Origin of the sequence: Enterobacter sp. NFIX58 (assembly GCF_900110475.1) — a bacterium.
In the GTDB taxonomy this organism is placed as follows: Bacteria; Pseudomonadota; Gammaproteobacteria; order Enterobacterales; family Enterobacteriaceae; genus Enterobacter; species Enterobacter quasiroggenkampii.
In genome coordinates, this window is sequence record NZ_FODW01000003.1 from 223629 (window position 1) to 245474 (window position 21846).

Consider the following 21846-nt stretch of genomic DNA (forward strand, 5'->3'; position numbering starts at 1 on the left):
GAACAAGTTTACCTGAAAGGCCGTGGTTTGTGCTTACTTAATAATGCCCCTTTTGGTAATATCAAAAACCCTTTTCACAGTTAAAAGAAGTAATGCCTACTATGACTCAAGTCGCGAAGAAAATTCTGGTAACGTGCGCACTGCCGTACGCCAACGGCTCAATCCACCTCGGCCACATGCTGGAGCATATCCAGGCTGATGTCTGGGTCCGTTACCAGCGAATGCGCGGCCACGAGGTTAACTTCATCTGTGCGGACGATGCCCACGGCACGCCGATCATGCTGAAAGCGCAGCAGCTGGGGATCTCCCCGGAGCAGATGATTGCCGAAATGAGTCAGGAGCATCAGACCGATTTTGCTGGCTTTGACATCAGCTATGACAACTATCACTCCACGCACAGCGACGAAAACCGCGAGCTGTCGGAGCTGATCTACACCCGTCTGAAAGAGAACGGTTTTATTAAAAACCGCACCATCTCTCAGCTGTACGATCCGGAAAAAGGCATGTTCCTGCCGGACCGCTTCGTCAAAGGCACCTGTCCGAAATGTAAATCCCCGGATCAGTATGGCGATAACTGCGAAGTGTGCGGCGCAACCTACAGCCCGACCGAGCTTATCGAGCCGAAATCCGTGGTTTCCGGCGCCACGCCTGTGATGCGTGACTCCGAGCACTTCTTCTTCGACCTGCCGTCCTTCAGCGAAATGCTGCAGGCGTGGACCCGCAGCGGCGCGCTGCAGGAGCAGGTGGCGAACAAGATGCAGGAGTGGTTCGAATCCGGCCTGCAGCAGTGGGATATCTCCCGCGATGCGCCGTACTTCGGCTTCGAAATCCCGAACGCACCGGGCAAATACTTCTACGTCTGGCTGGACGCGCCAATCGGCTACATGGGCTCCTTTAAGAACCTGTGCGACAAGCGTGGCGATACCGTAAGCTTCGACGAATACTGGAAGAAAGATTCCACGGCAGAGCTGTACCACTTCATCGGTAAAGACATCGTTTACTTCCACAGCCTGTTCTGGCCGGCCATGCTGGAAGGCAGCAACTTCCGCAAGCCAACCAACCTGTTTGTTCACGGCTACGTGACGGTGAACGGCGCCAAGATGTCCAAGTCCCGCGGGACGTTCATCAAGGCCAGCACCTGGCTGAACCACTTCGACGCGGACAGCCTGCGCTACTACTACACCGCGAAACTCTCTTCCCGCATCGACGATATCGACCTGAACCTGGAAGATTTCGTGCAGCGCGTGAATGCGGACATCGTCAACAAGGTGGTGAACCTGGCGTCACGTAACGCGGGCTTCATCGCCAAGCGTTTTGATGGCGTGCTTTCTGCCGAACTGGCCGATCCTGAGCTGTATAAAACCTTCACTGATGCCGCCGCTGCGGTTGGCGAAGCCTGGGAAAGCCGTGAATTCGGTAAAGCGATTCGCGAAATCATGGCGCTGGCCGATGTTGCTAACCGCTATGTGGACGAGCAGGCCCCGTGGGTGGTCGCGAAACAGGAAGGCCGTGACGCCGACCTGCAGGCGATCTGCACCATGGGTCTGAACATGTTCCGCGTGCTGATGACCTGGCTGAAGCCGGTTCTGCCACAGCTGGCAGCCCGTGCTGAAGCGTTCCTGAACACGGAACTGACCTGGGATGCTATCCAGCAGCCGCTGCTCGGCCACAAGGTCAACACCTTCAAAGCGCTGTACAACCGCATCGAGATGAAGCAGGTTGAAGCCCTGGTGGAAGCCTCTAAAGAAGAGGTGAAGGCAGCAGCGGCACCGGTCACCGGCCCGCTGGCAGACGACCCGATTCAGGAAACCATTACCTTCGATGATTTTGCCAAAGTCGACCTGCGCGTGGCGCTGATCGAAAACGCAGAGTTCGTGGAAGGCTCTGACAAGCTGCTGCGCCTGACGCTGGATCTGGGCGGCGAGAAGCGCAACGTCTTCTCCGGCATCCGTTCAGCCTACCCGGACCCGCAGGTGCTGATCGGCCGTCAGACCGTGATGGTGGCGAACCTGGCGCCGCGTAAAATGCGCTTCGGCATCTCTGAGGGGATGGTGATGGCTGCAGGCCCTGGCGGGAAAGATATCTTCCTGTTAAGCCCTGACGAAGGCGCGAAGCCGGGTCAGCAGGTGAAATAACAAAAAAGCCGGATTCTTATCCGGCTTTTTTTTGCCGGGTGGCGGCTTCGCCTTACCCGGCCTACAAAACCCGTAGGCCCTGCAAGCGCAGCGCCGCTGGGCAAATCACGCCTTCGGGTGATGCACCCGGTGGGTCAGCCCACGCAGGAAATTACGCAGAAACTGGTCGCCGCACTCGCGGTAGTTTTTATGATCCGGTGCGCGCATCATAGCGGTCACTTCCGGCACGGATACGCGGAATTTTTGCTCGATCATGATCGCCACGATATCGTCCGTTTTCAGCGAGAACGCGATACGCAGCTTTTTCAGCACCGTGTTGTTGTTCACCCGACGCTCCAGCGCCAGCTCTGGTGCGGCCGGATCTTTGCCACGCTTATCGTAAATCAGGCCGTTCAGGAAACCCGACAGAATGATGTCAGGGCAGCGGACAAAGCCCTCTTCGTCTTCTTTGGTCATCCACGTGTCAAAACTCGCAGACGTGGATTCCATATCGGACAGCGCAAGAATGCGCACCATGTCGTTATTGTTCGCTTTCAGGGTGTAGCGCAGGCTACGGAGAATATCGTTACTTAGCATAGAGCCTTCGAATGTCGATGATGCAATGGCGCGCAGTGTACCAGCTTTACAGCCCAATCGCCTCTTTCAAACTCTTCAGGTAGCGACGGCTGACGGGTACCGTTTGTCCGGCACGCAGCACCAGCTCGGCCTGGCCGTTATCTTCCAGGCGGATCTCCTTCAGATGCGCCATATTCACCAGGTACTGACGGTGACAGCGAATCAGCGGCGTGCGGCTCTCCAGCGTGCGCAGGGTCAGCTCGGTAAACCCTTCGTTCCCTTCCGCGCTGGTGACAAACACCCCGCTCAGACGGCTGCTGACAAAGGCCACATCATCCATCTGCAGAAGATAAATCCGGCTGTGTCCGGTACAGGGGATAAACTTCAGCGGCTGCTGGTTTTCCGGCAGCAGCGTGACGTCCTGGGCCGTGCGCTCCTGGCGTAAACGGGTGAGCGTTTTTTCAAGGCGCTTCTCTTCAATCGGCTTGAGCAGATAGTCAAACGCGTGCTCCTCAAAAGCCTTAACGGCATATTCATCAAACGCCGTCAGAAATACGATGTAGGGACGATGTTCCGGATCGAGCATGCCGACCATCTCCAGCCCGCTGATGCGGGGCATCTGAATATCGAGGAACAGCACGTCCGGGCGCAGTTTGTGCACCGCGCCGATGGCCTCAATGGCGTTCGCGCACTCTCCCACAATCTCAATATCCGGCTGCTCCTGCAGCAGAACGCGCAGGTTTTCCCGTGCCAGCGGCTCGTCATCCACAATCAGCACTCTTAACATGCGTTTTCCTCCAGCGGCAGTCGTACGGTAATACGGGTAAATCGGTCGGGCTCGCAGGCGACGGTAATGCCACAGTCATCGCCAAAATGGGCACGCAGGCGTTTATCCACCAGGCTCATCCCTAAACCGCCGGAGGCGGAAGGCTGATAAAGCCCGGCATTATCTTCAATATCCAGCACCAGGTGATGGTTGAAACGGCTGGCGGCAATGGTTATCTCCCCCGTTCCCAGCAGCTGTGACGTACCGTGCTTAATGGCGTTTTCCACAATCGGCTGCAGGGTAAAGGCCGGAAGGTGCTGATACGCCAGCTCATCCGGTACGGAGAGCGACACCTGCAAACGAGACTGGAAACGCGCCTGTTCAATCTGCAGATAGGCATTCACGTGCTCAATCTCATCGGCGAGGGTGACGATCTCAGACGGACGTTTCAGATTTTTACGGAAAAAGGTCGACAGAAACTGCACCAGTTGGGCGGCCTGATCGCTGTCGCGGCGGATCACCGCTTTAAGCGTATTGAGGGCGTTGAACAGGAAATGCGGATTGACCTGGGCATGCAGCAGTTTAATCTCAGACTGCGTCAGCAGGGCTTTCTGCCGCTCATACTGTCCGGCGAGGATTTGCGCGGACAGCAGCTGGGCGATCCCCTCCCCCAGCGTGCGGTTGATCGAGCTGAACAGACGGTTTTTCGCCTCATACAGCTTGATGGTGCCCATCACCCGCTGATTCTCGCCGCGCAGCGGAATCACCAGCGTGGAGCCCAGCTTGCACTGCGGATGCAGCGAACAGCGGTAAGGCACTTCGTTACCGTCGGCATACACCACCTCGCCGGTTTCAATGGCACGCAGCGTATAGGCTGAAGAGATCGGTTTGCCCGGCAGATGGTGATCGTCCCCGGTGCCGGTAAAGGCCAGCAGCCGCTCGCGGTCGGTGATGGCTACCGCGCCGATATCCAGCTCCTTGTAGAGCACCTGCGCCACCTTCATGCTGTTCTCTTCGTTAAAGCCCTGGCGCAGGATCCCTTCGGTCGAGGCGGCAACCTTCAGCGCCGTGGCGGAAAAGGCCGAGGTGTACTTCTCAAACATGGCGCGCTTGTCGAGCAGAATGCGCATAAACAGCGCCGCGCCCACGGTGTTGGTCACCATCATCGGAGCGGCAATGCTGCTGACCAGGTGCAACGCATCCTCAAACGGACGGGCAATCAGCAGAATGATCGCCATCTGCGCCATTTCGGCCACAAAGGTGATGGCTCCGGCGGTGAGCGGGCTGAAGACTTTATCCGGGCGGCCGCGTTTAATCATGTAGCTGTGAACCAGGCCGCCAAGCAGACCTTCCACAATCGTGGAGATCATACAGCTCAGGGCCGTCATCCCGCCCATGGAATAGCGATGCAGCCCCCCGGTTAAACCGACAAGGCCACCGACGACGGGACCGCCCAGTAGCCCGCCCATCACCGCGCCAATCGCGCGCGTATTGGCAATAGAGTCTTCGATATGGAGACCAAAATAAGTCCCCATGATGCAGAAAATAGAGAAGGTGACGTAGCAGAGCAGCTTATGCGGCAGACGTACGGTGACCTGCATCAGCGGAATAAACAGGCGCGTTTTACTCATCAGCCAGGCAATGACAAGAAACACGCACATCTGCTGAAGCAACAGCAGCACCAGATTAAACTCGTACATACTCAAAACCGCACACGCTAAAAACGCGTAACATACACGGATGTGGCTTAACTTTCTTTGAAGCATCCCATAAAAGCGCAAAATCGTGTCCGTTATCACACCTTTTTCTGAATATCGCGCATGCTTCGCATTGTTTGTTCAAAAATCAATCAATCCTTCCTGGTTCGGAAAAGTGGGTCTACAGTTAAGCTGGGGACGCGTAAGCCAGGGGGCGAATATGGCGCTTTACACGATAGGTGAAGTGGCACTCCTTTGTGATATCAATCCCGTTACCCTACGGGCGTGGCAGCGACGGTATGGATTACTCAAACCGCAGAGAACGGACGGTGGTCATCGTCTTTTCAATGAGGCCGATATCGACCGCATCCGCGAGATTAAGAGCTGGATCGACAACGGTGTGCAGGTCGGCAAAGTGAAGTCCCTTCTGAGCCACGACGACCCGGATACGCTGCATCTCTGGCGCGAACAACAGGAAACCCTGCTGCGGCTCCTGCAGGCGGGCAACCTGCAGCGCCTGCGCGCATGGATAAAAGAGCAGGGCCGCGATTACCCGGCACAGACGCTGATCTCCCATCTTTTCATTCCGCTTCGTCGACGCCTGCAGTGCCAACAGTCTACCCTGCAGGCGCTGCTCAGCATGCTCGACGGGGTGCTGATCAACTACATTGCCGTCTGCCTTGCCTCGGCGAAGAACAAAGCCGGCAAAGATGCACTGGTGGTGGGCTGGAACGTGCACGATACCACCCGCCTGTGGCTGGAAGCGTGGATTGCCACCCAGAAGGGCTGGCGCGTGGATGTCCTGGCGCACTCGCTGGCGCAGCTCAGACCTGAGTTTTTCGACGGCCAGACCCTGCTGGTCTGGTGTGGGGAAGTGCCGTCCGCCACGCAGCAACAGCTGCTGACGGAATGGCGTGAGAATGGTTACCCGGTTTATTCCCTTGGCCCGGATGAGCCATAACGGCATTTAATGGTTCATTAACAGCTGCGCTTCACCGTATAATTGTTCCGTTAACAACAGGAGCACATGATGAAGGCAACCAAACTGGCCATTATTACCCTTTTTGTCCTGATGGCCGTAAGCGGTATCGGCGGCGTAATGCTGGCAGGGTACTCGTTTATTGTTCGCGGCGGTGTCGGCTGAGGTACAGCGCCAGCCGCTCAAAAGCGCGATCGACGACGATTGCCGCCAGCGCGACCAGCACCGCTCCCTGCACAATATAAGCCGTATTAAACCCGCTTAAGCCGATAATGATCGGCGTTCCCAGCGTATTAGCACCGACCGTCGACGCAATGGTCGCCGTCCCGATGTTAATGATGACCGACGTGCGGATCCCGGCAATGATAACCGGTGCCGCAAGCGGCAGTTCAACCTTACGCAGCCGCTGGCCGCGACTCATCCCCATCCCTTCCGCCACGCTCAGCACGGACGCAGGTACCGCCGCGATGCCCGCCAGCGTGCCCTGCAGAACCGGCAGTACGCCGTATAATATCAGCGCAATGATGGCAGGCTGTTGGCCAAAGCCCATCACCGGAACCGCTATCGCCAGCACCGCCACGGGCGGAAACGTCTGTCCGATGGCCGCAATCGTCTCCACCAGCGGACGAAACTCCCGGCCCGCCGGCCGCGTGACCGCGATGCCCGCCCCCACGCCCAGCACAACCGCGATGGCGCTTGAGAGCGCCACCAGCCAGAGATGCGCCAGGGCGAGATTAATGAAGCTCTCCTGCTGATACACCGGCCGAGGCAGTCCGGGAAAGAGGCTGTTAAACAGTGCCGCGCTGTGGGGCATCAGAAACAGTAAAGCGACAAAGAGCGCTACCAGCCAGAGGAGCGGATCACGCAGTGCCTTCACGCGTCACCTCCCCAGCCAGCAGATCGCGAAAGTGTAAGGTTCCGCACGGCGCGCCCCGGGCATCCGCAACGGGCAATACCTCGCACTGGCGTGCGACAAACGCGGAGAGCGCATCCCGCAGGCTCATCTGCGCCTGCAGCGGTTCGCCGCTCACCGGCACCGCATCCCGACGCATATAGTCGCTGACCGTTCGCAGGGAGAGCAGCCTGACGCCCAGTTCGCTGCGGCCAAAAAACTCGCGCACAAAGTCGTTCTTCGGCCAGGTTAATAGCTCTAGCGGCGAGCCCTGCTGCACCACTTCGCCATGATCCATCAGCACCAGATGGTCAGCCAGGCGCAGGGCTTCATCAATATCGTGCGTCACAAGTACGATCGTGCGTCCGAGAATGCGGTGAATGCGGGTCATCTCCGCCTGCAGCGCCCCGCGCGTAACCGGATCCAGCGCGCCAAAGGGTTCGTCCATCAGCAACACCTGCGGGTTGGCCGCCAGCGCGCGCGCCACGCCCACGCGCTGCTGCTGCCCGCCGGAAAGCTGGTGCGGATAGCGATCGCGCAGCGCGGGCTCGAGCCCCAGCAGAGACATCAGCTCATCAACACGATCGGCGATTTTCGCCCGCGACCATTTTTCCAGCTGCAGCACGGTGGCGATGTTCTGCGCCACCGTCCAGTGCGGAAACAGGCCGATAGACTGAATGGCATAGCCCATCCGACGGCGCAGCTCCAGCACCGGCAGGCTGCGGATCTCTTCCCCGGCAAAGCGAATCAGCCCGCTGTCATGCTCAACCAGCCGGTTGATCATCTTCAGCGTGGTGGACTTGCCCGACCCCGAGGTGCCTATCAGCACGGAAAACGCTCCCTCGGCAAAGTTCAGGTTCAGGTGGCTCGCCGCCGGGCGACCGGCAAAGGTTTTACTGACATCATGAAATTCAATCATTGGCTCTTCTCCCGAGTAGCGCGAGCCATAAGGCAAACAGTGCGTCGACGACCACCGCCAGCGCAATCGTGGGCACCACGCCCAATAACACCAGATCCAGAGCACTGCTCAGCAGCCCCTGGAACACCAGTGCGCCAAAACCACCCGCGCCAATCAGCGCCGCAATCACCGCCATGCCAACGGTCTGGACCGCCACCACCCGCAGGCTACGCAGCAGCAGGGGCAGCGCCAGCGGGAGCTGAATTTTCCAGAAACACTGCCGCGCGCTCATTCCCATCGCATGGGCGCTTTCCAGCACGTCAGGTGCGACCTGGCCTAAACCTGCGACCACGCCGCGCACCAGCGGCAGCAGGGCATACAGCACCAGTGCGATAAGGGCGGGCGTTAGCCCCGTCCCGGCAACACCGAGCGTTCCGAGCACCGGGAATGACTTCACCAGCCCGGCCAGTGGCGCAATCAGCAGGCCAAACAGCGCAACGGAAGGAATGGTCTGGATAACGTTGAGCACGGCAAAAATCCCGCCCTGGCGTGAAGGATGGCGATAGCACCACATGCCAAGAGGGATCCCAATCAGGAGCGCCGGAACGAGCGTACCGAAGAGGATCGTCAGGTGCTGCGCGAGGGCATCATCAAACACCTCCTGACGGTTGGCGTACTCTTTTAACAGCGAGAGGTTGTTCAGTTCCCCGCTGAACAGCAGGAGTAAAGGAATACACCATATCTGCGCATTGAGCACCCAGCGCCAGACGGCACTGGCGATGAGTCGACGAATGGCATCGCTGCAGGCCAGCAGGCAGAGCGCCAGCCACAGCCACAGGCCGCTGCCGATAGTGGTTCTCGCCAGCGGACTTTCCGCCGAGGCCATATGCGTCGCCGTCAGCCCGGCGCTCCAGAACAGGAGGATAAACAACCCTTCAGAGAGGAACAGCGTCAGCCACTGCGCCGGGCGTCCCTGCCAGAGCGACAGGATCACCCACGCGCCCAGCGATGCCACAAGCCACCCCGGCGTAAACGACCAGACCTGCCAGAGCGCTTTGCCCTCCCCCGACATCAGGCGGTTTGGGGCAACGTTGACAAACGGTAACGCGACCGCTGCGATGGCCACACAGGCCAGCAGCAGCAGGACGCGGTTATGACATTTTATTGGCACAGCCTTTTCCCGTTACTTCACAAGCCCTTGTTGCTTCAGGAAGTCGGCGGCCACTTTTTTGGCATCCAGTCCCTCGACGGCAATGCTGGCATTCAGCTGCTGCAGCGTTTTTTCATCCAGCTTTTCGAAAACCGGTTTGAGCCATTCTGCAATGTCCGGGTACGCTTTTAGCACCGCCTCGCGCACCACCGGGGTCGGCGCGTAAATCGGCTGTACGCCTTTTGGATCGGTCAGGGTTTGCAGGCCAAGCGCCGCCACCGGGCCGTCGGTGCCGTAGGCCATTGCCGCGTTAACGCCAGAGGTTTGCTGTGCCGCCGCTTTGATGGTCACCGCGGTATCCCCGCCCGCCAGCGAGAGCAGCTGAGCCTGGTCGAGCTTGAAGTCGTAGGCTTTTTCGAACGCCGGGAGCGCATCAGGACGCTCGATAAACTCCGCGGACGCCGCCAGCTTAAAGTCGCCCTTCTCTTTCAGGTAGCGGCTGAGATCCGCCAGGGTGGTCAGCTTCCCTTTCTCCGCCACGTCCTTGCGCACGGCGATAGTCCAGGTATTGTTGGCCGGCGCCGGGGTCAGCCAGACCAGTTTGTTCTGTTCCGCGTCGAGTTTTTTAACTTTCTCATATCCGGCTTTGGCGTTTTTCCATGCCGGATCGTTTTCATCTTTGAAGAAGAATGCGCCGTTGCCGGTGTATTCCGGGTAGATATCCAGCTCGCCGGAGGTAATTGCGCCGCGCACAACGGGCGTGGTGCCGAGCTGGACTTTATTGACCGTTTTCACGCCGTGACTTTCCAGCACCTGCAAAATAATATTGCCGAGCAGCGCGCCTTCGGTATCGATCTTTGAGCCCACCTTTACCGGCTCCGCCGCCTGTAACGGCAGGCTCAGCGCCGCCAGTAACACCGCAGATCCCAACATCCCCTTTGCAATCGTCATTCCGCTATCCTCATTTTTTTGCTGCCTTTTTCAGAGGCTTGAGAGAAAAGCGTAGCTTAAAACGGCGGAATTAACCGTCAAAATGCCTTTTTAGCATAAGGTAAGACGCCTCCCCCGCAGGACGGGGGGAGGCAAAGGAGGGAAAGGTTACAGCAGCTCGAACTCGCCTTTATTCACGCGGGCGGAGTCCACGCCGATAAAGACGTTAAATTTGCCCGGTTCCGCATCATATTTCATCTGCTGGTTCCAGAACTTCAGCGCATCCACGTCGATCGGGAAGCTGATGGTTTTGGTTTCCCCCGGCTTCAGGTTGACCTTCTCAAAACCGCGCAGCTGTTTCACCGGACGGCTCATCGACGCGGTGACATCCTGAACGTACATCTGAATCACCGTTGCCCCTTCGCGCTTGCCGGTGTTGGTTACCTCAACGCTGGCGGTGACGTTGCCGTCACGCTTCAGGCTCGGCGACGACATTTTGACGTCAGAAACCTTGAAGGTGGTGTAGCTCAGGCCGTAACCAAACGGATACAGCGGGCCGTTAGCTTCGTCAAAGTAACGAGAGGTGTACTTGTTCGGCTTGTCGGCGTTGTACGGGCGACCAGTATTCAGGTGGCTGTAATAGACCGGGATCTGCCCGACGGAGCGCGGGAAGGACATCGGCAGCTTGCCCGACGGGTTGTAATCGCCAAACAGCACGTCGGCGATGGCGTTACCGCCTTCGGTACCAGCGAACCAGGTTTCCAGGATGGCGTCAGCCTGCTGGTCTTCTTTCACCAGTGCCAGCGGACGACCGTTCATCAGCACCAGCACCAGCGGCTTACCGGTGGCTTTCAGGGCGGCGATCAGATCGCGCTGGCTCTGCGGAAGGGTGATATCGGTCCGGCTGGAGGCTTCGTGCGCCATACCCTGCGCTTCCCCCACGACCGCGACAACGACGTCAGACTGCTTCGCGGCGTTCACCGCCTCGTCAATCATCTCCTTCGGCGTGCGCGGATCGACCTTGACCGCTTCCTCATACTGGTTGAGGAAGGTCACGATGTCTTTATCGTTGGTGATGTTCGCCCCTTTGGCGTAAACCACTTTGGCGTTTTCACCGACGGCACTCTTGATACCGGTCAGCACGGTCACGGACTGGTCAGCCACGCCCGCGGCAGACCAGCTGCCCATCACGTCGCGCTTGCTGTCGGCCAGCGGCCCCACCACGGCAATGGTGCCGGATTTTTTCAGTGGCAGCGTGTCGAGGCGGTTTTTCAGCAGCACCAGGCTTTCGCGCGCCACGTCACGCGCTTCTTTGCGGTGCAGGCGGCTTTCTGCATTGGTATCTGCCGGGTCAGACTCTTTCGGACCCAGGTGGCTGTACGGATCGTTAAACAGCCCCATGTCGTATTTCACGTTCAGCACGTGACGGGTGGCATCGTCCAGCTCCGCCATCGTCACTTTGCCGCTCTTCACCAGCCCCGGCAGGTATTTGCTGTAATACTCGTCGCTCATGCTCATGTTGATGCCGGACTTGAGCGCCACGCGCACCGCGTCTTCCGGGTCGGAGGCGGTACCGTGTTTGATTAGCTCTTTAATCGCGCCGTGGTCGGAAACGGTGATGCCCTTAAAGCCCCACTGGTCGCGCAGCACGTCTTTCAGCAGCCAGGAATCAGAGGTCGCAGGCGTGCCGTTCAGCGAGTTCAGCGCCACCATCACCGCGCCGCTGCCCGCATCCAGACCGGCCTTGTATGGCGGCATGTAGTCGTTGAACAGGCGCTGCGGGCTCATGTCGACGGTGTTGTACTCTTTACCGCCCTCCACCGCGCCGTAGGCCGCGAAGTGTTTGACGCTGGTCATCACCGAGTAGCGGTCCGCCGGGCTTTTGCCCTGCATCGCTTCCACCATGGTTTTACCCATCGTGGAGGTTAAATACGTATCTTCACCAAAGCCTTCCGAGCCGCGGCCCCAGCGCGGATCGCGCGAGACGTCCACCATAGGCGCCCAGGTCATGTTCAGGCCGTCGTCCGCCGCTTCATAAGCCGACACGCGCCCGACGGTTTTCACCGCGTCGAGGTTAAAGGAGGAGGCTAAGCCAAGGCTGATGGGGAAGACGGTACGCTGGCCGTGCACCACGTCATAGGCAAAAAACAGCGGAATTTTCAGGCGGCTGAGATCCATCACCTGGTCCTGCATCTTGCGGATATCCTGGCGGGTGACGGTATTAAAGATGGCCCCTACCTGCCCGTCTTTGATCATCTCGCGGATGGCCTCTTTCGGGTTATCCGGGCCGACGCTGATCAGACGCAGCTGGCCGATTTTCTCATCGACCGTCATTTTCTTGAGCAATTCCGTGACAAACGCATCCCGCGCTTCAGGCGTGAGCGGGTGATTGCCAAACAAATCCTCTGCCAGCGCAGGTTGCAGCGCCAGGCTGACGGCGACACCTACAGAACATAGCCATTTCATGTCGTTTTACTCTCTCATCAATAACCGCCGGACGATCTCGGCCATACCGTGCGAAAAGCGCAGTGTGCCACAAACCCTCCGATCGTTGCAGGGTTATTCTCTGATTTTTCTCGTGAATACTCGACCGCTTAACAGTTAATCGCGCTATGCTTTACAGCGAGAAATTTGCCCCACCACAAGGAGTGGAAGATGTCTTCTGTTCGAACTGACGATAACAAAACATTTATTAACGAACTGTCGCGCCTGGTTGGCTCCTCTCACCTGCTTACCGACCCGGCTAAAACCGCCCGCTACCGCAAGGGCTTCCGCTCCGGCCAGGGCGAGGCGCTGGCGGTGGTTTTCCCCGGCACGCTGCTGGAGCTGTGGCGCGTGCTGAGCGCCTGCGTCGCCGCCGACAAGATTATTTTAATGCAGGCGGCCAACACCGGCCTGACCGAAGGCTCTACGCCGAACGGCAATGATTACGATCGTGACATCGTGATTATCAGCACCCTGCGACTCGACAAGCTGCATCTGCTGGATAAAGGCGAGCAGGTGCTCGCGTTCCCCGGCACGACGCTCTACTCCCTCGAAAAAGCGCTTAAGCCGCTGGGCCGCGAACCGCACTCGGTGATCGGTTCCTCCTGCATTGGCGCCTCGGTGGTCGGTGGGATCTGCAATAACTCCGGCGGCTCGCTGGTACAGCGTGGCCCCGCCTACACCGAGATGTCGCTGTTTGCCCGTATTGACGAAAACGGCAAGCTGACGCTGGTGAACCATCTGGGAATCGATCTTGGCGTGACGCCGGAACAGATCCTCAGCAAGCTCGACGACGATCGCGTGAAGGACGAAGACGTTCAGCACGACGGCCGCCATGCGCACGACCATGACTATGTGACCCGGGTGCGCGATATCAATGCTGACACTCCTGCGCGCTATAACGCCGACCCGGATCGCCTGTTTGAATCCTCCGGCTGCGCGGGCAAGCTGGCCGTTTTTGCGGTGCGTCTCGACACGTTCCCGGCAGAGAAAAAGCAGCAGGTATTTTACATCGGCACCAACCAGCCTGAGGTTCTGACGGAGATCCGCCGTCATATTCTGGGCGAATTCACCCATCTGCCGGTGGCGGGCGAGTACATGCACCGGGACATTTACGACATCGCCGAGCGCTATGGCAAAGACACGTTCCTGATGATCGACAAGCTCGGCACCGACAAAATGCCGTTCTTCTTCACCATGAAGGGCCGTACCGACGCGATGCTGGAGAAAGTGTCGCTGTTCAAACCCCACTTCACCGACCGCTTTATGCAGAAGCTGGGCAACGTTTTCCCGGCGCATTTACCGGAGAGAATGAAAACCTGGCGCGACAAGTACGAACATCACCTGCTGCTGAAAATGGCCGGAGACGGGATCGCCGAAGCGCAGGCCTGGCTGACCGAGTTCTTCAAAACCGCCGAAGGGGATTTCTTTGCCTGTACGCCTGAAGAGGGCAGCAAAGCGTTTCTGCACCGCTTTGCCGCCGCTGGTGCCGCCATCCGATATCAGGCGGTGCATTCCGAAGAGGTGGAAGATATTCTGGCGCTGGATATCGCCCTGCGGCGAAACGACACCGAGTGGTTTGAGCACCTGCCGCCGGAAATCGACAGCAAGCTGGTGCATAAGCTCTATTACGGCCACTTTATGTGCTATGTCTTCCATCAGGATTACATCGTCAAAAAAGGGGTCGATGCACACGAACTGAAGGAGCAGATGCTCGCCCTTTTGCGTGAACGTGGCGCACAATATCCTGCGGAACACAACGTCGGACATCTTTATAAAGCCCCTGACGCACTTAAGCAGTTTTATCGCGAGAATGACCCTACAAACAGCATGAATCCCGGCATCGGTAAAACAACGCGGAAGAAATACTGGAAAGAGAGCGAAGACGCGGAGCAGCGCATAACGCAAGCGTCTGATTAATTCCTACAGCCAAATTTGAGAGATTGTTAAGCGCTCCTTAATCGTAATAGAGTAACTGCTCATCGCCGGAGAAACGTTTCTCCGGCATTCGATAACGAGGAGCAGGCACATCATGTCGGCTATTGATGTTTTATCCGAGACCGAGCTGGAAGTGCGCGACGCCCTTCCCGATGATGTGCATGCCATTGCCGCGATCTATGCCTGGCATGTACTTCACGGGCGCGCGTCATTTGAAGAAGTCCCCCCGACCATTGACGAAATGCGCCAACGTATGAAAAGCGTGACTGAGAACGGTTTACCGTGGCTTATCGCGCTGTACCGCGGCATTGTGGTGGGCTACTGCTATGCCACCCCTTACCGACCACGACACGCCTACCGCTATACCCTGGAAGAGTCGATTTACGTGGATGCCAGCATCACCGGGCGCGGTTTTGGCACGGCACTGATGGATGCGCTGATTGAACGCTGCGAGCAAGGGCCGTGGCGGCAGATGATTGCCGTAGTGGGAGATGGCAATAACAACGCCGGTTCGTTACGCCTGCATAAAAAACATGGTTTCGTGATTGTCGGTCAACTGCGCAGCGTAGGCTATAAGAAAGGAGACTGGCGGGATACGGTGATTATGCAGCGCCCGCTCAACGACGGTGACTGGACGCTGCCGGAATAAACGCAGTGCGGTCTGGTGCCCTCACCCCGGCCCTCTCCCACAGGGAGAGGGAGAAAACATAAAAAAAGGTAACATGCGTTACCGTTTTGCTTTTACCTAATCGTTCTGCGCCGTCGCCATCTGCTCGGCTTTCTGCTTTTTATATGTCAGTGCCGCGGCCGGGACAGGCTGCACTTTTCCTGTTTCAATCCAGGTACGCAGGCGGCTCGCATCCGCGAAGTGCGTGTATTTGCCGAAGGCATCCATCACCACCAGCGCCACCGGCTTACCGTTAAACACGGTGCGCATCACCAGACAGTGTCCAGCCGCGTTGGTAAAGCCGGTTTTGGTTAGCTGAATATTCCAGTTATCCCGGTAAACCAGATGGTTAGTATTGCGGAACGGCAGCGTATAGGCTGGGTTCGCAAAGGTCGCCATCTCTTCACGGGTGGTACTGAGCTGACCAATCAGCGGGTACTGTTTGCTGGCAATCAGCAGTTTCGTCAGATCGCGCGCCGTGGAGACGTTGTTGATCGACAGCCCCGTCGGTTCAACATAGTGCGTATTGTTCATCCCCAGCGCTTTGGCTTTGGCATTCATCGCGCGGATAAAGGCGTCGTAGCCGCCCGGATAGTGGTGCGCCAGGCTCGCCGCCGCGCGGTTTTCAGACGACATCAGCGCCAGCAGCAGCATATTCTTACGGCTGATCTCACTGTTCAGGCGCACGCGGGAGTAGATCCCCTTCATCTCCGGCGTGTGGCTGATATCCACTTTCAGTTTTTCGTCCAGCGGCAGATGGGCATCAAGCACCACCATCGCGGTCATTAATTTGGTAATTGAGGCGATCGGTCGCACCAGATCCGGATGGCTGGCGTAAATCACCTTATTGGTGTTGAGATCGACAATCATCGCGCTGCCGGAAGCAATTTGCGGCTGAGCGGCGGTAGCAGTCACCGCGGGCGTTTTGGCGTCGGCCGGCACGGCAGCGGACGCACCCAGCAACAGCGCCAGGCTAAGTAAAGAGACTCGGAATTTCAGCATGGTGAGACTTCTGATAATTATTCACGCACGTCATAACGTACACCGCCTGGGTCGACGGATAAACTCAGGCTGGCTTCGGCATCATAGCCGTCAGCGGGCGTTGTCGCCAGAGGATAATCGTGAACAGATGCTGCATTGCTGGCATTTACGCCAGCAATGCAGTGCGTTTAGAAGAGACGGTATCCATAACCCCAAAGAATTACCGTCAGCGCCAGTAGCGCCTCCAGCACCAGCACCCCGATGGCAAGCGTTGAACTGGAGAAGCTCAGGCCCTCTTCTTTATTGATATTCAGGAAGGTTGGAACCCCCAGATACAGCAGATAACCGGTGTAAAAGAGGGCAATAGTACCGATCAGCGCGCACAGCCAGACCAGTGGATAAAGCGCAACAATACCGCTTAAGAACAGCGGGGTTGCGACATACCCGGCAAAGACCATACAGTGCGCCAGCGATGGACGTTGCGGATAGTTACGCGCCATCCAGTGAATGACCCGCCCCATGACCGCCACACCCGCCAGCATCAGGCCATAAAAGACGATGGCCAGATAGAGTCCGGTAAACCAGGAAAGCTGAACCACGGTGCCGTCACCGAAGTTCCAGCCGATTTGTGTCGTTCCGATAAAAGCGCATATTACCGGCACCGCAGCCATCAGCAGCACGTGGTGCGTGTAATGATGCGAGACCGTTTCGTTCTCACTTTTAATGACATGCATTTCACGATCGGGATGGGAGAAAAGTCCCCAGACATGGTTCATAGCGCCCCCTTGTTGTCGGCCCGTCAGCGATACCTTAAGTATAATGCAGGCTTTAGATTATTTTATGTACAGTGGGAAATTTCCGTTGATTTCCCCGCTGTTGATTCATGGGGTATATGATTAAACGAGGCACGCAGAGGGAGATAACAGTTACGTAATGGATATTAACGCACTCATTGAGCAATATGGATATGCCGCGCTGGTGATCGGTAGCGTGGCAGAAGGTGAAACCATCACGCTGTTAGGGGGCGTCGCCGCGCATCAGGGGTTACTGAAATTCCCGCTGGTCGTCGCCGCGGTCGCGCTGGGCGGGATGATAGGCGATCAGCTGCTCTACTTTCTGGGGCTGCGCTTTGGACCAACGCTGCTAAAGCGTTTCGCAAAGCATCAGAAGAAAATCCGCCGCGCTCAGCGGCTCATTCAACGTCATCCCTATCTGTTCGTCATTGGCACCCGCTTTATGTATGGCTTTCGCATTATCGGGCCGATACTGATTGGCGCCAGCCATCTGCCGCCCAAAATTTTTCTGCCGCTCAATATTGTGGGCGCGATTGCCTGGGCGCTGATCTTTACGACACTCGGTTATGTAGGGGGCGAAGTGATTGCGCCCTGGCTGCATAATCTCGACCAGCACCTGAAGCACTGGGCGTGGTTGATTCTGGTGGTCGTGGCGGTGATTGCAGTTCGACTGTGGCTGAAGCATCGGGAAAAGACGCGGGATGAGGAGTAGCCTGGTTCAGCCTGATGCCCTCACCCACAGGGCTGAGGGTTCCCCAGTAATTTTTTTACCTGAAGCGATGAACACTGCTTCAGGTAAATTAATGACTTACAGCGACGCCCTGGTCCGGCTGTAAATCGCCGAGGCGTTTCCGTAGGGCCGGGGCGAGGCGCAGGGATGCGCCGAGAGGGCGTGGCCTGCAGGGATGCAGGCTCATGCCCGACCCGATAGCCTGAAGGAATAAGCTGAGGGTACCGCGAAGCGGCGATTTACCGCCGGGAGCCCGGGTCGCCAGGGTGGTGGCGATTGAGCCACCCTGGCACGTTCACCGGCCATGTCGTTACAGAGTAGCAAAGAACATGAAGTGAACGGAATGACCACTACAGTCGTATGTTCCCCCTCACCCCAGCCCTCTCCCTCAAGGGAGAGGGAGAAAGGTTACTACCCCTCCGGCTTAAACTGCGGGTTCGCCAGCATAAAGCCCCCGTCGACGATAAACGATTGCCCTGTTGTATAGCTGGCGTCGCTGTCACACAGCCACGCCACCAGGCTGGCAATCTCTTTCGTATGGCCCGGCCTTGCCAGCGGGATTTCCGGCATTGAGCCTTCCTTCACTTCGCTGTCGTCCATGTCATTCATTGGCGTGGCAATGGCACCCGGCGCGACGGCGTTCACCAGAATGTTGTGCTTAACCAACTCCATCGCCATGGATTTGGTTAACCCGCCGAGCGCGTGTTTCGCCGCCGTGTAGGCGCTGGCCTCCGGCAGGGGCGTGTGTTCATGTACCGAGGTGATGTTCACAATCCGCCCCCCTTCCCCCTGCTTCACCATCTGCCTTGCGGCTATCTGTGAACAGAGAAACGCCCCGTCCACGTCGACGGTGAAAATGTTTCGCCAGTCGTCAAACGGCATCTCGAGGAACGGCGCTTTGGTCATCGCCCCTGCATTATTGACCAGCACGTCCAGCCGACCAAAACGCGCAATCAGCGTTTCAATGGCCTCAGCACCTTCCGGCAGCGTGCTTAAATCAAGATGGATAGCCTCCGCACGCTGCCCCTGCGCTTCGACTTCGCGGCAGGTTTCCAGCGCCCCTTTCTCATCCGAGTGCCAGGTGACGCCAATATCAAACCCGCGCTCAGCCAGCATCAGGGCCGTGGTTTTCCCAATCCCGGAATCCGATGCGGTCACAATCGCTACTCTGGTCATACTCACCTCCTGAAAAACTGCAAAGAGGTAAGTATAGATAATGGCCTTTTTTAGCCATGATGATAGCCGCCGCCCAGCGCCGAGGTCAGCTGCAGGGTAGCGTCGACATATTGCCCCTTCAGCAGCACGCCTTCGAGGTGCTCTTTGAGGGCCGGTATTCTGGCTTCACTGACCCGGGAGCCCGCAATAATCCCCGCGCTGAAACGCGCCTGAGCCAGCGCCACGACCCGTGCCGCATCTTTTTCAACCTGCTGCTGATGGCTGTTCTTCGCCATTAGCGTTTCGACTTCGCTGGCCGTGCGTGCCACCTGATTGACGGCCTCCACTACCGCTTTGTTGTAGTTGGCAACCGAGAGATTGTTCTGCGCCTGGGCGATATCCAGGCTGGCGTTCAGCCTGCCGCTGTCAAAAATTGGCAGCGTCAACCCGGCGGTCACGCCCATCTGCTGCGCGGATGAACGGAACAGATCGCTCAGGTGGAGGGCATCCTGCTGTAAGAACGCCATCAGGTTCACGTCAGGATAGAACGCTGCTCTGGCGGCTTCCACCTCGCTCATGGAGGCGTCGATATACCAGTGCGCCTCCTGAAGATCCGGGCGGCGTGCCAGCAGTTCATAGCCGAGCGTCGACGGTAACGAGGCTTCCACCGTCGGCAGGGCGTGCCGCGTCAGCTTCACGGAGGGGGCGTTGGTCAGCGCGACCAGGCGCGCCTCTATTGCTTTCATCTTCCCGTTGACCCCGGCCAGCTGCTCTTCGGTTTTGCTGGCGTTGATGTCCGTTTCGACGCCCTCCACGGAGGAGGTGATGCCGTGTTGATACAGCTCGCGGTCGGCGCCGATAATATTGTCCTGCTCATGTTTGATCTGCGCGAGGACCTCCCCCACGGCGGCCTGCGTTTGCCATTCCCAGTAAAGCCGTGCCACGCTGCTGGCCAGCAGCTGACGGGTCTGCTCCAGCTCCGCTTTTTGCGCATTCACTTTGCCTATCCGGGCTTCGACCTGCGCACGATTTTTTCCCCACAGATCGAGATCCCAGCCAGCACTCAGGCCAAAGGTGCCGTTGGTGTACCACGGCCCGGTTGTTCCTGCCGCCGGGTCGGTAATGGCAAAGGGCCCCATCAGCCCTTCGGCGGACATTTTCTGGCGTTCAGCATCCGCTGAAAAATCGATCTGCGGACCGTCGGCAGCCATAGCCGCTTTGGCCTGGGCTTCAGCGAGCGTAATGCGCTGACGGGCAATCTGCATATCCGGCGCATCGATTAATGCTTTCGCAATCAGCGAATTAAGTTCGGGATCGTTATATGCTTTCCACCACTCATTTTTCGGCCAGTCCTGATGAGCCAGAACCGTCTTTACCGACGCCGCCATGGTTTGCGTTTTAATGGGAGATACCGTGGCATGTTCAGGCGCGCAGGCAGCCAGAATAAATGCAAAGGGAACACTCAGAGATAAAATAAAAGAACGTTTCATTACGCCATATACTCAAAAAATAAAGGCGCAAATTACGCTTGATTCTGTTTGTTTTTTTAGTAATGCGTGGCAAAGCGTAAATTGTCATAGATTTAAATATACGGAAAAGCATTCACCGAAATTATTATTTAAATTTAATTATGCAAATAAAAAATAATCAACCCGACAGCATGAACATCCCCTGTCAGGTTGATCGCGTTATTAAACTTTCAGCGACGCGCCTTTTGTCGCAATAACCTCTTTATACCAGTAGAAGCTTTTCTTGCGGCTGCGCGCCAGCGTACCTTTTCCACTGTCATCGCGATCGACGTAAATAAAGCCGTAGCGCTTAGAGAGTTCAGCTTTTGATGCGCTCACCAGGTCGATTGGGCCCCAGCTGGTATAGCCCATCACCTCAACGCCGTCTTCGATCGCTTCACGCACCTGCACCAGATGGTCGTTAAGGTAGCTGATGCGGTAGTCATCCTGCACCGTGCCGTCCGCGTCCGGTTTATCCTTCGCTCCCAGACCATTTTCCACGATAAATAGCGGCTTCTGATAGCGATCCCAGAGCACGTTTAGCAGGGTACGCAGGCCGATGGGGTCAATCTGCCAGCCCCATTCGGAACTGGCCAGATGCGGGTTTGGCACCATGCTCAGGATGTTGCCGCGCGCCTGCTGATTGAGGGCGTCGTCCGCGGTGACACAGCCCGTCATGTAGTAGCTGAAGGAGATAAAATCGACGGTCGATTTCAGCGCCTCGCGGTCGGCGTCCGTGACCTCAAGCTGAATACCGTTGTCGCGGAAGAAGCGCTGCATATACCCCGGGTAGGCACCGCGACACTGTACGTCACCAAAGAATTGCCAGGCGCGGTTTTCCTGCAGCGTCTCCAGAACATCTTCCGGCTTGCAGGTCAGCGGATACATCAGACCGCCCAGCAGCATATTGCCAATTCTGCCATCAGGAACGATCTCATGGCAGGCCTTCACCGCCAGTGCGCTGGCCACCAGCTGATGGTGGATCGCCTGATACACTTCGCCTTTGCTGCTGGTTTCCGGCAGGCCCACGCCGGTCATCGGCGCGTGCAGAGACATATTGATCTCGTTGAAGGTCAGCCAGAGCTTGACCTTTTCTTTGTAGCGCGCAAACACGGTACGGGCGTAGCGCTCGAAGAACCCAATAGTCTGGCGGCTGCCCCATCCGCCGTACTGCTTCACCAGCCCCCACGGCATTTCGTAATGCGACAGCGTCACCAGCGGGGTAATGTTGTGCGCGGCCAGCTCGTCAAACAGCCGGTCGTAAAACGCCAGCCCCGCCTCGTTCGGCTGCTGCTCGTCGCCGTTCGGAAAAATGCGGGTCCAGGCAATGGAGACGCGCAGGCAGCTAAAGCCCATCTCCGCGAACAGTTTGATGTCTTCCGGATAGCGATGATAGAAGTCGATGGCAACATCCTTGATGCCGCTGTCGCCCGCCACGCGCTCAACCACCGGGCCGAAGACCCCCTGCGGCTGAACGTCAGAGGTGGACAGCCCTTTCCCCTCCTCCAGATACGCGCCCTCTACCTGATTCGCGGCAACCGCGCCGCCCCATAAAAAATCGTCCGGGAAAGTTTTCATCACGTTCTC

General features: G+C 57.6%; 19 protein-coding genes. 6 read left to right on the forward strand and 13 right to left on the reverse strand.

Annotated elements, in window-relative coordinates; genetic code table 11:
- The first annotated feature begins 101 nt into the window (after window positions 1-101).
- Window positions 102-2135, forward strand: a complete 2034-nt coding sequence (metG, locus tag BMW97_RS14420; protein ID WP_045908657.1) for a methionine--tRNA ligase — start codon at window positions 102-104, stop codon at window positions 2133-2135.
- 105 nt (window positions 2136-2240) lie between these two features.
- On the opposite strand, the gene BMW97_RS14425 is transcribed toward metG, so the two are convergent.
- From BMW97_RS14425 to BMW97_RS14435, 3 genes are read right to left on the reverse strand one after another with little or no spacing between them, the layout of a single operon-like run.
- Complete coding sequence (locus BMW97_RS14425; protein WP_045908658.1) at window positions 2241-2711, reverse strand: YehS family protein; 471 nt, start codon at window positions 2709-2711, stop codon at window positions 2241-2243.
- 46 nt (window positions 2712-2757) lie between these two features.
- A complete protein-coding gene (gene btsR / locus BMW97_RS14430) occupies window positions 2758-3477 on the reverse strand; it encodes a two-component system response regulator BtsR (protein WP_045908659.1) in 720 nt (239 codons plus the stop codon).
- Window positions 3471-5156, reverse strand: a complete 1686-nt coding sequence (locus BMW97_RS14435; RefSeq protein WP_024908145.1) for a sensor histidine kinase — start codon at window positions 5154-5156, stop codon at window positions 3471-3473. Before BMW97_RS14435 ends, btsR begins: the two co-directional genes overlap by 7 nt.
- Window positions 5157-5373: 217 nt before the next feature.
- Here BMW97_RS14435 and mlrA point away from each other — a divergent pair, with 217 nt between their 5' ends.
- On the forward strand, window positions 5374-6114 hold the full coding sequence (mlrA, locus tag BMW97_RS14440; RefSeq protein WP_045908660.1) for an HTH-type transcriptional regulator MlrA: 741 nt from the start codon (window positions 5374-5376) through the stop codon (window positions 6112-6114).
- 69 nt (window positions 6115-6183) lie between these two features.
- Window positions 6184-6297 (forward strand): protein YohO, encoded by a 114-nt coding sequence (locus tag BMW97_RS14445; RefSeq protein WP_008500895.1) that lies wholly within the window; start codon window positions 6184-6186, stop codon window positions 6295-6297.
- On the opposite strand, the gene BMW97_RS14450 is transcribed toward BMW97_RS14445, so the two are convergent.
- The 5 genes from BMW97_RS14450 to bglX all read right to left on the reverse strand — a co-directional run bounded on the left by BMW97_RS14450 (window position 6272) and on the right by bglX (window position 12468).
- Window positions 6272-7009, reverse strand: a complete 738-nt coding sequence (locus BMW97_RS14450) for an ABC transporter permease (RefSeq protein ID WP_045908661.1) — start codon at window positions 7007-7009, stop codon at window positions 6272-6274. The two genes, BMW97_RS14445 and BMW97_RS14450, sit on opposite strands and share 26 nt — an antisense overlap.
- On the reverse strand, window positions 6993-7943 hold the full coding sequence (locus BMW97_RS14455; RefSeq protein ID WP_045908662.1) for an ABC transporter ATP-binding protein: 951 nt from the start codon (window positions 7941-7943) through the stop codon (window positions 6993-6995). The genes BMW97_RS14450 and BMW97_RS14455 overlap by 17 nt, the downstream gene beginning before the upstream one ends.
- A complete protein-coding gene (locus tag BMW97_RS14460; protein ID WP_045908663.1) occupies window positions 7936-9093 on the reverse strand; it encodes an ABC transporter permease in 1158 nt (385 codons plus the stop codon). The genes BMW97_RS14455 and BMW97_RS14460 overlap by 8 nt, the downstream gene beginning before the upstream one ends.
- 12 nt (window positions 9094-9105) lie before the next feature.
- On the reverse strand, window positions 9106-10023 hold the full coding sequence (locus BMW97_RS14465; RefSeq protein ID WP_021241490.1) for a glycine betaine ABC transporter substrate-binding protein OsmF: 918 nt from the start codon (window positions 10021-10023) through the stop codon (window positions 9106-9108).
- Between the two features lie 147 nt (window positions 10024-10170).
- The gene (gene bglX, locus BMW97_RS14470) at window positions 10171-12468 is read right to left on the reverse strand and encodes a beta-glucosidase BglX (protein WP_045908664.1); all 2298 of its coding nucleotides are present in this window, start codon (window positions 12466-12468) and stop codon (window positions 10171-10173) included.
- A 189-nt stretch (window positions 12469-12657) separates the two neighbouring features.
- On the opposite strand from bglX, the gene dld reads away from it, so the two are divergent.
- Both dld and BMW97_RS14480 read left to right on the forward strand, forming a co-directional pair.
- Window positions 12658-14406 carry a D-lactate dehydrogenase gene (dld, locus tag BMW97_RS14475; protein ID WP_045908665.1) on the forward strand — a complete coding sequence of 583 codons (1749 nt, stop codon included), beginning with the start codon at window positions 12658-12660 and terminating at the stop codon, window positions 14404-14406.
- Between the two features lie 112 nt (window positions 14407-14518).
- Entirely contained in the window at window positions 14519-15073 is a 555-nt protein-coding gene (locus tag BMW97_RS14480; RefSeq protein ID WP_045908666.1) for a GNAT family N-acetyltransferase, read from the forward strand.
- Window positions 15074-15169: 96 nt separating this feature from the next.
- Here BMW97_RS14480 and pbpG read toward each other — a convergent pair whose 3' ends face one another.
- Both pbpG and BMW97_RS14490 read right to left on the reverse strand, forming a co-directional pair.
- Window positions 15170-16093, reverse strand: a complete 924-nt coding sequence (gene pbpG / locus BMW97_RS14485; RefSeq protein WP_090392958.1) for a D-alanyl-D-alanine endopeptidase — start codon at window positions 16091-16093, stop codon at window positions 15170-15172.
- A 167-nt stretch (window positions 16094-16260) separates the two neighbouring features.
- Window positions 16261-16848 (reverse strand): Yip1 family protein, encoded by a 588-nt coding sequence (locus BMW97_RS14490; protein ID WP_023312454.1) that lies wholly within the window; start codon window positions 16846-16848, stop codon window positions 16261-16263.
- 157 nt (window positions 16849-17005) lie between these two features.
- Here BMW97_RS14490 and BMW97_RS14495 point away from each other — a divergent pair, with 157 nt between their 5' ends.
- Window positions 17006-17578, forward strand: coding sequence for a DedA family protein (locus BMW97_RS14495; RefSeq protein WP_008500905.1), 573 nt, complete (start codon window positions 17006-17008; stop codon window positions 17576-17578).
- Window positions 17579-18007: 429 nt separating this feature from the next.
- Here the strand turns inward: BMW97_RS14495 and BMW97_RS14500 are convergent, their stop codons facing one another.
- From BMW97_RS14500 to BMW97_RS14510, 3 genes are all read right to left on the reverse strand, one after another.
- Complete coding sequence (locus BMW97_RS14500; RefSeq protein WP_023615867.1) at window positions 18008-18772, reverse strand: SDR family oxidoreductase; 765 nt, start codon at window positions 18770-18772, stop codon at window positions 18008-18010.
- A gap of 50 nt (window positions 18773-18822) precedes the next feature.
- The gene (gene mdtQ / locus BMW97_RS14505) at window positions 18823-20241 is read right to left on the reverse strand and encodes a multidrug resistance outer membrane protein MdtQ (protein WP_090392960.1); all 1419 of its coding nucleotides are present in this window, start codon (window positions 20239-20241) and stop codon (window positions 18823-18825) included.
- A 201-nt stretch (window positions 20242-20442) separates the two neighbouring features.
- Entirely contained in the window at window positions 20443-21837 is a 1395-nt protein-coding gene (locus tag BMW97_RS14510; protein ID WP_045908670.1) for a glycoside hydrolase family 1 protein, read from the reverse strand.
- Between the last annotated feature and the right edge of the window lie 9 nt (window positions 21838-21846).